The organism is Parvularcula lutaonensis, assembly GCF_014651915.1.
Taxonomy (GTDB): domain Bacteria; phylum Pseudomonadota; class Alphaproteobacteria; order Caulobacterales; family Parvularculaceae; genus Parvularcula; species Parvularcula lutaonensis.
Genome location: NZ_BMXU01000002.1, coordinates 176775 through 191364 on the forward strand (window position 1 = coordinate 176775; position 14590 = coordinate 191364).

General features: G+C 63.7%; 10 protein-coding genes and 1 tRNA gene. 3 read left to right on the top strand and 8 right to left on the bottom strand.

All coding sequences use genetic code 11. The features are described 5' to 3' along the window. Positions 1-37: 37 nt before the first annotated feature. The 3 genes from IE053_RS09115 (at position 38) to IE053_RS09125 (ending at position 3515) form a co-directional block, all read left to right on the top strand. Complete coding sequence (locus IE053_RS09115; protein WP_189575173.1) at positions 38-1888, top strand: ABC transporter ATP-binding protein; 1851 nt, start codon at positions 38-40, stop codon at positions 1886-1888. A gap of 115 nt (positions 1889-2003) precedes the next feature. Next, positions 2004-2079: transfer RNA gene (locus IE053_RS09120), tRNA-Ala, on the top strand. Positions 2080-2471: 392 nt separating this feature from the next. After that, positions 2472-3515, top strand: a complete 1044-nt coding sequence (locus IE053_RS09125; protein WP_189575174.1) for a sensor histidine kinase — start codon at positions 2472-2474, stop codon at positions 3513-3515. 251 nt (positions 3516-3766) lie between these two features. Here IE053_RS09125 and IE053_RS14580 read toward each other — a convergent pair whose 3' ends face one another. The 8 genes from IE053_RS14580 to IE053_RS09160 all read right to left on the bottom strand — a co-directional run bounded on the left by IE053_RS14580 (position 3767) and on the right by IE053_RS09160 (position 14334). Next, positions 3767-3895 (bottom strand): hypothetical protein, encoded by a 129-nt coding sequence (locus tag IE053_RS14580; protein WP_268249059.1) that lies wholly within the window; start codon positions 3893-3895, stop codon positions 3767-3769. Continuing rightward, a complete protein-coding gene (locus IE053_RS09130; RefSeq protein WP_189575177.1) occupies positions 3896-5383 on the bottom strand; it encodes a L,D-transpeptidase family protein in 1488 nt (495 codons plus the stop codon). 40 nt (positions 5384-5423) lie between these two features. Beyond that, positions 5424-6761, bottom strand: coding sequence for a spinster family MFS transporter (locus IE053_RS09135; protein WP_189575179.1), 1338 nt, complete (start codon positions 6759-6761; stop codon positions 5424-5426). A gap of 4 nt (positions 6762-6765) precedes the next feature. After that, on the bottom strand, positions 6766-7710 hold the full coding sequence (locus tag IE053_RS09140) for an alpha/beta fold hydrolase (RefSeq protein ID WP_189575181.1): 945 nt from the start codon (positions 7708-7710) through the stop codon (positions 6766-6768). A 72-nt stretch (positions 7711-7782) separates the two neighbouring features. Beyond that, positions 7783-10113: a TonB-dependent receptor gene (locus tag IE053_RS09145; protein WP_189575182.1), complete on the bottom strand. Its 2331-nt coding sequence runs from the start codon at positions 10111-10113 to the stop codon at positions 7783-7785. A gap of 101 nt (positions 10114-10214) precedes the next feature. Beyond that, positions 10215-11237 carry an AraC family transcriptional regulator gene (locus IE053_RS09150; protein WP_189575184.1) on the bottom strand — a complete coding sequence of 341 codons (1023 nt, stop codon included), beginning with the start codon at positions 11235-11237 and terminating at the stop codon, positions 10215-10217. Positions 11238-11363: 126 nt separating this feature from the next. After that, positions 11364-12911 carry a sodium/proline symporter PutP gene (putP, locus tag IE053_RS09155; RefSeq protein ID WP_189575186.1) on the bottom strand — a complete coding sequence of 516 codons (1548 nt, stop codon included), beginning with the start codon at positions 12909-12911 and terminating at the stop codon, positions 11364-11366. 157 nt (positions 12912-13068) lie between these two features. Continuing rightward, positions 13069-14334 carry a glutamate-5-semialdehyde dehydrogenase gene (locus IE053_RS09160; RefSeq protein ID WP_229786159.1) on the bottom strand — a complete coding sequence of 422 codons (1266 nt, stop codon included), beginning with the start codon at positions 14332-14334 and terminating at the stop codon, positions 13069-13071. Positions 14335-14590 lie beyond the last annotated feature (256 nt).

Sequence of the window (14590 nt, forward strand, 5' to 3'; positions counted from 1 at the left end):
GGCTGCCCTGCACCTGACCCGGCAGCACGAGGCCATTATGCTGTTCCGCACATTCGAGAACTTTGTCGATCCTCTGAAGGACGAGGCGCCGACGCGTCCGCCGACGAAACTCGTCCCGTTCATCTGGCACTACGCCAAGCCGTTCCGCTGGCTGTTCCTGCTGACCATCGTCACCTCGATGCTGATCGCCATCGTCGAGGTCTTCGCGTTCGAGCGGATCGGGCACCTGATTGACCTTGCGGCCGGCAGCACGCCGGAGGCATTCTTCAGCGAGCATGGCGGCGAAGTGATCGCAGTCGTCGTGATGATCGCCTTAGTCTGGCCGTTTCTCAGCCTGCTGGACGAGTTGGGCTTTCTGCAGGGCATCATGGGCAACATGCCGATGTCGATCCGATGGCGCGGGCATCGGTACCTTCTTCGTCAGTCTTCGACCTTTTTCGCTGACGATTTCGCCGGGCGCATTGCGACCAAGCTGATGCAGACGGCGCTTGGCGCACGGGAGACGGCGGCGAAGATCACCAATCTCTGCGTCTGGGGCGTGGTCTATTTCGGTTCTGCCGTGGTCTTGTTCTTTGCCAATGACTGGCGGCTGGTGATCCCCCTGCTCGCCTGGCTCGTGGCCTATCTGGCAGCGGCGCTGTTCTTCCTGCCCAAGCTGGCAGAGGTCTCGAAGCGCCAGTCCGATGACCGGTCGATGCTCACCGGCCGGATCGTCGATGCCTACAGCAATATCGGCACCGTGAAACTCTTCTCCACGGGACCGGCCGAGGACGAGTATGCCCGCGAAGGGATGCAGAAAATGCTGGGCTCGGTCTATCCGCAGATGCGGCTCGCGACCGGGCTCTCCATGAGCTTGCATGTCATGAACGGCTTCATGATCTCGGGCGTCCTGACGCTTGGGCTGTTCCTGTGGTCGCAAGGGGCGCTGACCGTGGGCGCGGTTGCCTTTGCCGCGACGCTGGCCCTGCGCCTGCAGGCAATCAGCCACTACTTCCTGTGGGAGGTGGCGAACCTGTTCGAGAATATCGGCATGACCCAGGACGGGATGGAAACGCTGTCAGCACCGTTGGCCGTGACCGACAAGTCCGACAACAGACTTTCGGTGCCGTCGGGCCGGGTCGTGTTCGAGGATGTCTATTTCCACTACGGCAAGGAGGGCAAGCGCGTGATCTCTGGCCTTTCGCTGGACGTGGCTGCAGGCGAGAAGGTGGGCCTCGTCGGGCGCTCGGGTGCGGGCAAGTCGACGCTCGTGAACCTCCTCCTCCGGCTCCACGATGTCGAGGGTGGCCGTGTGCTGATCGACGGGCAGAACGTGGCCGACGTCACGCAGGACAGCCTGCGCGGGCATATCGGCGTCGTGACGCAGGACACCGCCCTGATGCACCGCTCGATCCGCGAGAACATCGCCTACGGACGACCGGGCGCCAGCGAAGACGCGATCATCGCGGCGGCAAAGAAGGCCGAGGCCTGGGAGTTCATTCAGGAGCTCGAGGACAAGAAGGGCCGCAAGGGTCTCGACGCCCATGTCGGTGAGCGCGGCGTGAAACTCTCCGGCGGCCAGCGCCAGAGGATCGCCATCGCGCGGGTGATCCTGAAGGATGCACCGATCCTCGTCCTCGACGAGGCGACCTCGGCTCTCGACAGTGAGGTGGAGGCAGCGATCCAGGGGCGGATGGACGAACTGATGGGCGACAAGACCGTGATCGCCATCGCCCACCGGCTATCGACGATCGCCGCGATGGACCGGCTCATCGTGCTCGACAATGGCGAGATCATCGAACAGGGCTCCCATGAGGAACTGCTGCAGCAGGGCGGGCTCTACGCCGCGCTGTGGCGACGCCAGTCCGGCGGTTTCATCGCTGCCGACGAGCAGGAGGACGTGGCCTGACCGCCCGGCCTCCCGCGCGGTCAGGCACTCGCGGCAAAATTATCAACGGCGCTCGAAACCCCCTTGCATCCCCTTCTCGCCAGCGTTATTCAGCGCGCTCCGATCTTCGGGATCCGGGGCTATAGCTCAATTGGTAGAGCGCTTGCATGGCATGCAAGAGGTCGGCGGTTCGATTCCGCCTAGCTCCACCATTTCTTTGATCTCACGGCGCGAGGCGCCTCCGATGGGTCGGACCAGTTGGTCCGGGCCGCGGTCGCGACCTTGTTCAGGGTTCGATCGGGCATCGAACGCCTGAACTGTTCTTCCGATCTCACGCACCGCGGGCGCTCCCATGAGGCTGAACGCCAAGGACGGCCACTGCCCTATTTCTGCCCTATTCGTGCCTCCTGTTCGGCACTTTTTTTCTGGTAAACGGCGCGTTCACTCCCCCTTGCCGCGCGCGCCTTCGCTTTGCGGGATGTCCGTTCAGGGATGGATAACGGGCGTTAACGAAGTATTTTCAGACGATTTTAGAAAAAACCGCGTGTTCTGAGCGTATCCGTCCTTCCGCGTGACACGGTACACGGATCGTTTGGAGGTTGCAGTGACGGCATCGCGAAGGATAAAGACAGCACGGCTGACCGGCCTGCTCGTCATCGCGACCGGTGCTTCTTCGCTGATCGCAATCGGCGCCCTCAATGGTCTCGACAGCCTTGCACTGACGATCGGCGCCGGTGTCTGCCTGTTCCTGGGGAGCTATTGCGTCGGCTTCCAGCGTGCACGGATCATGATCCGGCGCGACGAGATGCTGGCGCTCATGAACGAGCTCCGGCACCAGAATCGCGCCCGGCGCACAGCGGAGAAGCGTTTTCATCGCAGCGAAGACATCAACGCACAGACCGCCGCCTATCTCGCCACCATGTCGCGCGAACTGCGACCACCGATTGAGCAGATCGTCGACCTTTCGGACTTGATGGCCAAGAGCGAGCTGCCTGATGGCCATCACGAGAGCCTGTCGATTATCAGTATCACAGGCCAGACAGTCCTGACACTGATCGAAGATATCATGGAACGCTCCCCCATCGAGGCTGGTTGCCTGTCGATTGAGCGCGACGTGTTCGATATCGAGGAGTGCTGCCGATCCGTCATCCAAGTCATGGAGCCGCGCGCTGCGGCGAGACACAATGCACTGACCATGGCGATCGATCCCGAACTGGGTAACCAGATGTGCGGTGACGAAGGCCGGATCCGCCAAGTGCTGATCAACCTCATCGCCAATGCAATGGATGCCACCGAGGCAGGTGTCATCAGCCTGACCGTCGAGAAGATCGGTACACAGCAGGCCCGCTTTTCCGTCCGTGATACTGGATGCGGTCTGTCCGTGACCGAGCAGGCCGCCCTCGCCCACCGCTTCCGCGGCACGTCCCCCGCGAGCGGCAGCGCGCCCGGTTTCGGCCTGACCCTATGCGTTGACATCGTGACCGCGATGGGTGGTGCGATCTCTTTCAACTCCCGCGAAGGGCGCGGCAGCACCTTCCGGTTCACCGTCCCGATGCGGGCGGCGCCAGGCCCGTCAGCAGGGACCCGTGCGCCCGCCGTTCCATCCCGTCCTAGGGTGCCTTCCCGCCCCAGGATCGCAGTCGGCTGAACACCCCAACCGCACCTTGCCGGCTGTTCCCCTGCCCCCCGCGTCAACCTTCCCTGACGCGGGGGCACTCATTCGTGAGGGGAGTATCGGCAGCTGGCGCGTGTTCGCCGCCTGAAAGGAGCCGGACATGCGCCCGTTTTTCCGCTTCATCCGCCCCGCGCTCGCTGCCCTCGCCCGCGCCGCGCGATGACAAAGAGAGGGCGGCGTCCTTCCTTCGGACGCCGCCTTTATCTTCTTCGTGCTGCTTGGTTTCAGGCCGGGTCCAGGAGAGCCGCGACCTGCTGCTCCGCTTCGCTATCGACGGCCTGCAGTCTGCTGCGCAATTCTTCATCGCGACCATAGACGTCGTCGAGAAACAGCGGCTGGTCGTCTTCATCCATTCACACGGTGAAATAGGTGACATAGACCGGGATCGGCTCAGCCAGCGAAACAGTCCGCCGTTCGCCGCTGTCGATCAGTTGGTCGACCCGGTCGCGACCTTCCCACTCCGTCCCTTCGAGAACCCATTCGGCAAGCTTGCGCGGTTCTTCGACGCGGATGCACCCATGCGAGAACGTCCGCCTGGTTTCGTCGAACAGGCTCTCAGCGGGCGTATCGTGAAGGTAAACGGCGTAATCATTCGGGAACATGAACTTGATAAGGCCGAGCGCATTGTTCGGTCCACCGCGCTGGCGCACACGCCAGGTCTCATTCCCGGTCACAGTGTTCCAGTCGATCTGCGAAGGGTCGATGACCGGCGCATCGTCGCCCCAACCTTCCACCACTTCCATGTTTTTTGAAGCAAGATACCCCGGATCCTTGGCCTGCTGGGGCGCGATCTCGTTCACCAGGATGCTAGCCGGGATGTTCCAGTAAGGGTTGGCGACGACATATTCCATCTCGTCGGCGAAGACGGGTGTCTTGTTGTAATCCGTCCCCACGACCGTCCGTATCGAGAACTTTTGCTTCTCGTCCTCCCAGGCCCCGACAGTGAAGTCCGCGATGTTGACCATCAGGTAGCGGTCGGCGAAGTCCTGCGGCAACCAGCGCGCCCGTTCGAGGTTGAGTCTGATCTTCTCGACAAGCTGCTGCGGTGTTTCGTTCATCCGCTCGAGCGTATTGGGACCCACCACGCCGTCAGGAACGATGCCGCGGCTCTTCTGGAAGCGTTTCACCGCTTCCGCGACACCGCTATCATAGGTCGGAGTGCTGGAGCCGCCGAAGCGCGGCTTGCTGTAGAACCCTTCCGCAGCCAGACGGTCTATGACGGCCGCGACGTCGTCCCCGGTCGCGCCCTCTTCAAGGACATCGGATGAGATGGTGATCGGGGACCACGCTTCTTCTTCGGCGTAACGCTTGTAGCGGTCGAGAATGGCGAGCAGTTCTTTCTGGACGGGGTTGTCCGTACGGAGATTACGCAGGACGTCCTCGACAGACCCCTTTTCGGCCAGCATCTTAAGGATCTCGGTACGGCTGGCCTCGCGCTCCGCGACCGCATCTTCGGTGATATTGATAAGCGGATCGATACGGCCGCTGCGGAGGTCCAGTGCCAGACTTGTGAACGCGAGAGACGCCGCAGCTTCGAGGGCATCGGCATTGGCGCTGTCTTTCGCCGCGCGGATCCTGTCCAGCCCGTAGCGGGTGCGGGCGATACCGGAATAGGTGTCGCTCTCCAGCACCGATACCAGCTCGTCGAGCCTTCTGCGGGCCTCCCGGTCGCCGGACCAGAGGCGCTTGCCGCCCTGGTCGTAGTAGGCGTGAAGCTCCACCGGAGCCTCGACCGAGAGGGTGTGTGCAGGAGCGTCGGCTTCCTGGGCGAACGCAACGGGGGCAGCCGTCAGCAGCAGCGCTGCGGACAGGGCGCCAAAGGGGCGGCGGATCTGTTCCATGAAACGAAAACGCCGCCGGAACCCAAAGAGTTCGCGTCTCCTAGCCTTGCCAGTCCCGGTGGAGGCGCCTTGCGGCGAGGACCATGAAGCCCGCAGCAACCAGGTAGAAGCTGGTCCCGGCAAGAAGCGAGTAGCGCAGGCTGTCGTCGCCGAACTCGGCGCGCAGGAGATCGGCCATGAGCCCGGTGACGGTCTGTCCCACACCTATGCCGATCAGGTTGTTGATCAGCAGGAAGATCGCCGAAGCGGTTGCGCGCATGTGCGGCGGGACGAGGTGCTGGAACGCGGTGATGACCGGGCCAAGCCAGACGAGGCTCAGCGCCTGGACGCCCATGAAGACTACGAAGGCAAGCCCGAGGGTCGGGGTGGTCAGGCCGATGGCAAGAAGCGGCGCGGTGAGCAGGAAGGCAATCGCCGGGACTGCTGCGTAGGCTGACTTTCGCTTGGCGCCGAAACGGTCGGCGAGCGAGCCACCCGCATAGATCCCGATCGTGCCGCCCACCAGGAGCACGGCGCCGTAGAAATAGGCGGCGAAGCGGATCGGCGTAGCATCGGCTGGGAGCAGGAAGCCCGGGAGGAACGAGAAGAACGGCGCGAGGTCTGCTCCGAAGCTCCGGACAAGGAAGGATGGCAACCAGAGGATCAGGCCATAGCCCATCATGGAGGAAAAAGCCGCGCCGATCGAAAGCAGCCAAAAGCTCGGCTTCCGGGTGAGCATGTCGAGGATGGAGATGACCGAGCGCAGAGGCTTCTCCTGGGGGGCAGGCGGCGCGCTGTCGTAGTGGCCGCGGCGGGGCTCCTTCACCGTGCTCCAGAAGATCGGTGCAAGGAGGAGACCACCGACCCCCATGATGTAGAAGGCGATGCGCCAGTCGAGAAGCTCGGCAAGGATACCGCCGAGAATGATGCCGAGCGCGCTGCCGACCGGGATGCCGAGGGAGTAGATGGCAAGCGCCCGCGCGCGTTCGTTCGGCGGGAAATAATCTGCGATCAAGGAGTAAGCCGGGGCAACGCCGCCTGCCTCCCCCACCCCGACGCCGAGACGGGCGAGGAAGAGCTGTCCGAAATTCTGGGCAAGGCCGCAGACCGCTGTCATGGCCGACCACAGCGACAGGGCAATCGCCATGATCCGCACACGGCTCGTCCTGTCGGCGAGAATGGCGATCGGCACCCCGAGGGTGGCGTAGAAGAGCGCGAAGGCAAGACCGCTCATCAGCCCGATCTGGGTATCGGACAGGCCAAGCTCCGCCTTGATCGGCACGGCGAGGATCGAGAGAATCTGCCGGTCGATGAAATTGAAGGTGTAGACGACGACGAGGATGAACAGGACGTAGGCGCGGTATCCTGCGCCCTTCTCGGAGGTCGGAGTGCCGCTCATCGCTCTAGCCGTCGAGTCCCGTTGTGGAGAGGAAACGCTCAATCTCCCGCGCCACGCGCTCCGGGTCTTCCTCGTGGGCGACGTGGCCGATGTCCTCAAGCAGGACAAGCTCCGCACGCGGCATGACGGCGACCATCTTGCTGCCGTCGTCAGGTGAAATGACCTGGTCTTCGCGGCCCCATATGATGAGGGTCGGAGCCTCGACCCTCGCCAGCATCGGCTCGGGGTCTGGCAGGGTGAAGACCTTCAAAGCATCGACGAAGGCCTCACCATTGCCCTCGCGGCGCATCATCGCGCGAATCTCGGCCTTGCGCTCTGGCGTGATCTTCGAAGGATCAGCATAGATGCGGGAAAGCGAGGCTTCGAGCCCGGCCTCGGGCACCGTGCGCAGATAGGCTTCGACGAGCGGCGGGACGGGCGCTGGCTCATCGCTGACGCCGTTGATGGGATAGGCGCCGGGGCTGATGAGGACGAGCGCCTCCACCCGCGAAGGGTTCTCCGCAGCGAAGCGCCAGGATGCAAGGCCGCCGAGCGAATTGCCGATGATGGTTGCCCGCTCGATGCCAAGAGTATCGAGGACAGCACCGATATGCTCCGCCCGCTGAGCAGGGGAATAGCGCTTCTGCGGGTCGGGACCGGTCAGGCCATGCCCGCGCAGGTCGTAGCGGATGACGCGGTAATCCGTGCTCAGCCGTTCAGCGAGGGCATCGAAGCTCTCCAGGCTGAAAGTGAAGCCATGGAGCATCAGGAGAACGGGCGCGTCGCGCGGCCCCTCGTCCCTGACCCGGACCTCAAGCCCGTCGATGGGGACGAACTGGTCCTGGGTTTCGAGATAGGCTTCTTCGACGGTTGCCTGGTCGACGCCCTGGCTGGCCTTGTAATTATAGCCGAGGACCGCAACGGCGCCGGCCGCCAGCACGACCAGCAGTCCAGCAAGTAGCTTGCGCATGGCGCGTCTCCTCAAAGGGGCAAAAAGGCCCGGCGGCTTGGGACAACCGACCGGGCCAGTCTTGGGTGACGCTTAGAAGCGGATTTCGGCCGTCGCAAACACCTGGCGCGGCGGGCCGTAGAAGGTCGTAGCGATGCCTTCGAGGCCGAGGGTCGACGTCAGGGGCTGCACGATCGAACCGTCAGGGTTCTGGGCGAGGAAATTGTAGCCGGCGACGCGGTACTCCTCATCCGTCAGGTTCTTGCCGTGAAGGCCGAGGCTGAATTTGCCGTCCGCGTTGGTCCAGACGATGCTGGCGTCGAACAGGGTGTAGGCCTCCTGGTCGATGAGCGGGTTGGGCACCTCGAACTGGTTTACATCGCCCTTGTAGCTCGTGACCGTCAGGAAGGTCAGGTCCCCGCCCGCCATCGGCGTGTTGTACCGGGTGGTCAGGGCCGCCGAAGTCTCCGGCGTGTTCTGGACGACGCGCTGGTCGGAGACGTCCACGCCTGCAACGATGAACTCCGTATACTCCGCATCAATGAGGCCGAGAGCGTAGTCGACCGCGAAGCTGTCGCCGGCTGCAAAGATTTCCTCGCCAAGGACTGCCGTGCCTTCGATTTCGAGGCCCTTGAACTCCGCTGCACCGGCATTGGTGGTCACGCCGATGAAGGTCGGGCTGTTGGTGACGGGGTCGATGCCGCCTGCAGAGCCGGGGATCTGGACGTTCTCATACTCGGCCAGGAAGACGGCGATCGAGTTGCGAAGGCGTCCGCCTGCGAGGCTCGACTTCCAGCCAAGTTCGTAGCTGTCCACCTCTTCAGGCTCGAAGAGGAAGAAGTCGAAGATGTCGTCGCCGTCGACGTCACCGTCCTGGTCGAAGTCGATGGCTGCCGAGGACTGGCCGCGCGGATCGAAGCCGCCGCCCTTGAAACCGTTGGAGTAGGACAGGTAGAAATTGTGGTCAGCGTTCGGGCTGTAGGAGATCGAGGCCCGCGGGCTGAAATCCGTGAACGTCTCTTCACCAGAGAAATCCGAGGTCGTCGCGATCAGCGTCGGATTGTTGCCGCCGAGCTCGTTGGTCCGGCCACCGATGAAGGTTCGGCGCAGGACGTCTGCCGCACGCTGGTCTTCGGTGTAGCGACCGCCGAGCGAAAGCTCCCAACCCGGCATCTGGAGAAGGCGCTCGAGATCGAAGCTGACATCGGCGAAGATCGCCCAGCTTTCGGTATCGACATCGCCGGTGGTGTTGGCGTTGAGGCCCGGCAGGCTGATCAGGGCGCCGGTTTGGCCGAGGATCACGTCGAAGGTGTTGAAGGCATTGGCATCGATGTAGAACAGGCCGCCGACCCCCTGAACGGCGTCACCTTCATAGGTGGCCTGCAGCTCGAAGGTCGTCTGCTCGTTCTCGTAGATCGCCGGGACATCAACATCCTCAGCAGGCAGGGCGTCGAAGTCGATCTGCGTCTCGGTGTCATCGGCGCGGTGGGCGGCGATGGCCTTGAGCTTGAGGGTGTCAGAGAGGCGCAGCTCCGCAGTCAGCGAGGTCCCCCAGGCTTCGACAACGTTCGGGCCCATGATGCCGCCGCGGGTATCGAAGACATCGTCGAGAACCGGCGCACCCGAGAAGAGGCCCGGAATTTCCCTGTGGCCGCCGCGGGCGTTGGAGTTGTCCTCGAGATAGTCAGCGGTCCAGCGGACAAACAGCGCGTCACTCGGCTCGAACTCGACCGATCCGCGGGCGGAGAGAACGTCCTTGTTGTAATTCTCCTCGCCGGTGGTGAGGTTCTTGCCGAAGCCGTCGCGGTTAAAGCTTGCAACAGATGCGCCGACGCGGAGGGTATCAGCAAGCGGTAGCTCGCCTGTGGCGACGATGTCACGCTGGTTGAAGGTGCCATAGGTGCCGCGGAGCCTGAGGCTCGGCTCGTCACCGAGGCGCTTGGTGACGTATTTGACCGCCCCACCAATGGTGTTCCGGCCATAGAGCGTGCCCTGCGGGCCACGCAGGACCTCGATACGCTCGACGTCGTAGACATCGAGAACGTTCCCCTGCGGACGGTTGAGATAGACATCGTCGATGTAGATACCGACGCCGGCCTCGAAACCTGCGACCGGGTCCTGCTGGCCGACGCCGCGGATGAAGGCAGTGATGGTGGAGTTTGTCCCGCGACTGACCTCAAGCGTCGTGTTGGGCGTGGTCTGCGCAATATAGGTGATGTCGGGTGTGCCAAGTTCCTCCAGGCGTTCACCGCTGATCGCGGTCACGGACAGGGGCACGTCCTGGAGGCTCTCCCCCCGGCGGCGAGCGGTGACGGTGATGACATCCCCGTCCTCGCTCTCGACCTGCGCATAGGCAGGCATGAGGGCAGCGCTGGCGGCTGTCAGGAACAGCGCGGCGCGCGAAATCTTTGCGATCGGTTTCATGGTGATCCTCCCTGCGGACCTATATTTTTATCCTGGGAGGCTAAGCTGTTCGAAATGTCACGAAAACGACCCGACCGCGCAGTCAGTCAGGACAATATCGCTCAAACTTGAGCGTTTCTGCGTCGCGTGTTCGGGGTTTCACCCGTCCACGCCTTGAAAGCGCGGGAGAAGCTGCGGACATCGGAGAAGCCCAGCCTTTCCGCGACCTGCACGAGCGGGAGATCGGTCCGCAGAAGCTGGTCGGCCTGTTTTTCGAGCGTCTCCGTCCTGAGCGCGCGGAAGCTTTGCCCCTCTTCCGCTAGGCGGCGGCGCAGGGTCGCCACGGACATGCCGAGGGCTCTTGCGACAGCGGTCTGGTCGCCTGCCCCCTCCTCGATCAGCATACGGACACGGCCTGCGAAAGTGCGGTCATCGACGCCGCCGGTAAGGAGCCTGATCTGCTCTTCGGTGACGGCTTCGAGGGTGATCCCCGCCGGCGGCGGGAAGGTGACGATGCGCTCGGCTGCGGCGCGGTCATAGACCAAGGCATAGGCCAGGCAGCCATAGCGGGTCTCGACGAGGTCATCAAAAGGAACCCTCGCCGGGCCCTGCTCCCGCCGCAGCTCGACCGCGCGCCAGCCACCCGCCGCGACGCTCGGCACGATGAGGCGCAAAAGCGCGTGCACGAAGAGGAGCGTCGTCTCCATGATGAAAAGGATCTGCTCGTCGTCTTGGACCGCATACGGAAAATTTCGGTCATCGGTGACGAAAGCGACCTGCCCCTCGCGGTGCTGGACGCTGTTGAACTCACCGCCGTGCAAAAGATTGTAAGAGCGGGCCGCTGTCTCCATCGCGTCAATGAGCGTGCCGCGGGAAGGAAGGCGCGAAAGCGCGAGTTCCGTGGACCCCGAGAGCAACGGACGCTTGGACAGGCGGCCGGTCTCGTCATCGAGCAGCGAGGTCAGCCGCGTCTGCAGCCGGAGGAAGCCCGTAAGCGGCAACCGTGAGGCCCCGTTCAGGCCATCAAATTCGACGCCGAGGTCCCCGGCTATGCGCGATACGTCGAGGCCCGCGCTTTCCGCGCGGGAACGTAGCGCAGCGAGAGCTGATCGCGGAACGAATGGACCGTCGTGAGCTGTCTCCACCCCTTCTCCCTTCCGCCTTTCGCAGCGGTCGCTAGGGTTCTTATAAAACCGGGTTGCGAATGGCCCGCATTCTCCGCAGCGGGGGCGCTATAAATTGCAGCAACCCCCGCGGATGAGGGGGGAGCGTCAGCCGTTCGCGACAGCTTCGGCCACCTCATCGTGACGGGCGGCGATCGGTCTGTCGACACTGCCAAAGGCCATGCTGCCAAGGAAAATCGCGGCGGTGGCGAGGGCGAAGCCCGGGATGATCGCGGCGATGTCCTGGTGCGGGCCTGCAGGACCGTAGACCCAGACCAGCACGACAATGGCGCCGGTGAGCATGCCGAGAAGTGCGCCGGTCCGGGTCATCTTCTTCCAAAAGAGGCTGAGCAGGACCACCGGGCCGAAGGCCGAACCGAAACCGAACCATGCATTCGAGACGAGGGTCAGGATGTTCGACGACCGGTCAAGGGCGAGGCCAATGGCAACGAGCGCCACGACGAGGACCGAGCTCCGGCCCACGGTGACGAGTTCTTTCTCGCTCGCGCCGCGACGGAGGAAGATCTTGTAGAAGTCCTCGGTCAGCGAGCTCGACGAGACGAGAAGCTGGGAGGAAATCGTCGACATGATCGCCGCAAGGATGGCTGCGAGCAGGAAGCCCGAGATGAACGGATGGAACAGGATCTGGCTGAGGACGATGAAGATCGTCTCGGGGTCGAAGGCCTCGATACCTCCCCGGCCCGCTTCGGACAGGTAGGCCGCGATCCCGCCTTCGTCCGAGGCGACATAGGCGCGACCTGCAAGGCCCACGAGCACGGCACCGATGACCGTGACGATCATCCAGGCCATGCCGATGTTCCGCGCAACGGCGACATCCTTCAGTGAACGGATGGCCATGAAGCGGACAATGATGTGCGGCTGGCCGAAATATCCAAGGCCCCAGGAAAGCAGCGAGATCGTGCCGATCAGCGACAGCGCCTGCGCCCCGCCCATGCCATCGGGCGCCTTGAACATGCTGAGATAGGCGGGGTTCGCGTCCTTGAGCAGGCTCAACGTCTCGCCAAAGCCGCCAAGCACCTGGATGGTCACGATAGGCACGAGGACCAGCGCGATGAACATGATGCAGCCCTGGACGAAATCCGTCAGCGAGACGGCGAGGAAACCGCCGAACAGCGTGTAGGCAACAACGACTCCCGCGGTCAGGAACAGGCCGACGCGGTAGTCGAGGCCGAAACTCGCCTCGAAGAGCTTGCCGCCGGCCACCACGCCCGACGAGGTGTAGACCGTGAAGAAAACGATGATGACGACGGCCGAGAGAACGCGCAGGGCACGGCTCGTGTCGTTGAAGCGCTTCTCGAAATAGTCGGGAATGGTGATCGCGTCGTCCGCGACCTCGGTGTAGACCCTGAGACGCGGCGCCACGAGCAGGTAGTTGAGGAAGGCGCCCACGGTAAGGCCCACTGCGATCCATGCACTCGAGAGCCCGGAGACATAGACCGCGCCAGGAAGGCCGAGAAGCATCCAGCCGGACATGTCCGATGCACCAGCCGAAAGCGCGCCCACTGCCGGGCCGAGCTTGCGGCCACCGAGCAGGTAGCCCGAGCTGTCGTCGGTGCTCTCTTTGTAGGCGTAGAGCCCGATGCCGAGCATCAGGATGAAATAGCCCGCCAGCGAAATGAGCGCTTCGATGTTCATGGTTCTCTCTGCCCTCGTGGTCTTCGTGTGTGGTGTCGTGTGGCGTGATCCCTTGCCGATGTCATCCCGGACAGCGCAGGGCTATCCAGGAGAGATCATCTGCGGTTCACGACTTTCGGTGAGCCCGTCGGCACAGTCGGCATGACGGGCGCGCGGCTCAGCTCCGGGTCTGGCCGGTGCCGCGGACGGTGTATTTGAAGGTCGTCAGCTGTTCGAGGCCGACAGGGCCGCGGGCGTGGATCTTTCCGGTGGCAATGCCGATCTCGGCACCCATGCCGAACTCGCCGCCGTCGGAGAACTGCGTCGAGGCATTGTGCATGACCACGGCGCTATCGATCTCCGTCAGGAAGCGCTCGGCCGCCACCGGGTCCTCGGTGACGATAGCGTCGGTGTGGTGCGAGGAGAACCGCTCGATGTGGGCGATGGCTTCGTCGAGACCACCGACCGTCTTCACCGATATGATGCTGTCGAGATACTCCGTACCCCAATCGGCTTCCGTAGCTTCGCCGATGCGGCTGTCGGCCTGGCGGGCTTCCTCATCGCCGCGGATCTCGCAGCCTTCGAGGGCGTCGACGATCCGTGGCAGCATCGCAAGGGCCGCGCGGTCGATGACGAGGCTCTCGGTGGCGCCGCAGATGCCGGTCCGGCGCAGCTTGGCGTTCTTGACGATCGCCGCGGCTTTGCCAGCGTCGGCCTTCTCGTGTATATAAGTGTGGCAGTTGCCGTCGAGGTGCAGAAGCGTCGGCACCCGCGCCTGATCGCGGACGAGGCTGACAAGACCCTTGCCGCCTCGCGGAATGACGAGATCGACGAGGCCGACGGCCTGCAGCAGTGCAGCGACGGCCGCACGGTCCGTGGTCGGGACCTTCTGGATCGCTGTCTCGGGCAGGCCCGCGGCCTTGAGGCCCTCCTGCATGCAGGCGACGATGACTTCCGTCGAACGGGTGCTTTCCGAACCGCCGCGCAGGATCACGGCATTGCCGGACTTGAGGCAGAGGCCACCGGCATCAGCGCCGACATTCGGGCGGCTTTCATAGATCATGCCGACGACGCCGAGAGGAACGGCGATGCGTTCGATGACGAGTCCATTGGGACGCTCGAAGGTCGCAAGCTTGCGGCCAACAGGGTGCGGAAGCTCTGCGATCTGCTCGAGCGCGGTCGCCATGGCTTCGACGCGTTCCTCATCGAGCTTGAGGCGGTCGATGAAGGACGCGGGCTTGCCAGCCGCCTCGACGTCGGCAACGTCCTTGGCGTTGGCAGCGACCAGCTCTCCGGCGCGATTGCGCAGGGCATCGGCGGCAGCGCGGAGCGCCTTGTCCTTGGCTTCAGGGCTGGCCGCAGCAAGGCCGCGCGCGCCTTCCCGTGCGCGCAGGCAAAGCGATTCGATCTCGGCGCGAACGCCGCCGTCAGTGTCGTCGAGCATAGATGTCTCCGTCATTCGGGCCTCGCACATCGCAGGACCCCTGCCCTGCCAGCGAAGCCTCCCGCTCTGCGATCAAGGCCAGGGCCAATCGCGGCGGGACGTTCCATTTGCGCGTCGGGTAACGCGATGCGGAGTAAAGAGCAAGGCTACGGCCACCCGTCCAATGGGGCGACCAGAAGGCGAATTCGAAAATGCTCACCCTCTCGTGATGCTGCCCCTGCGCTATCTTAAGGTGCCCCAGCCCTTGTTTCGTCGT

Excerpts from the sequence above, each read along its gene's own strand:
- IE053_RS09115 (WP_189575173.1), top strand. The coding sequence starts at position 38 with ATGCTGTTCCGCACATTCGAGAACTTTGTCGATCCTCTGAAGGACGAG.
- IE053_RS09130 (WP_189575177.1), bottom strand. The coding sequence starts at position 5,383 with ATGGAACAGATCCGCCGCCCCTTTGGCGCCCTGTCCGCAGCGCTGCTG.
- IE053_RS09160 (WP_229786159.1), bottom strand. The coding sequence starts at position 14,334 with ATGCTCGACGACACTGACGGCGGCGTTCGCGCCGAGATCGAATCGCTT.
- IE053_RS09140 (WP_189575181.1), bottom strand. The coding sequence starts at position 7,710 with ATGCGCAAGCTACTTGCTGGACTGCTGGTCGTGCTGGCGGCCGGCGCC.
- IE053_RS09145 (WP_189575182.1), bottom strand. The coding sequence starts at position 10,113 with ATGAAACCGATCGCAAAGATTTCGCGCGCCGCGCTGTTCCTGACAGCC.
- putP (WP_189575186.1), bottom strand. The coding sequence starts at position 12,911 with ATGAACATCGAAGCGCTCATTTCGCTGGCGGGCTATTTCATCCTGATG.
- IE053_RS09135 (WP_189575179.1), bottom strand. The coding sequence starts at position 6,761 with ATGAGCGGCACTCCGACCTCCGAGAAGGGCGCAGGATACCGCGCCTAC.
- IE053_RS14580 (WP_268249059.1), bottom strand. The coding sequence starts at position 3,895 with ATGGATGAAGACGACCAGCCGCTGTTTCTCGACGACGTCTATGGTCGC.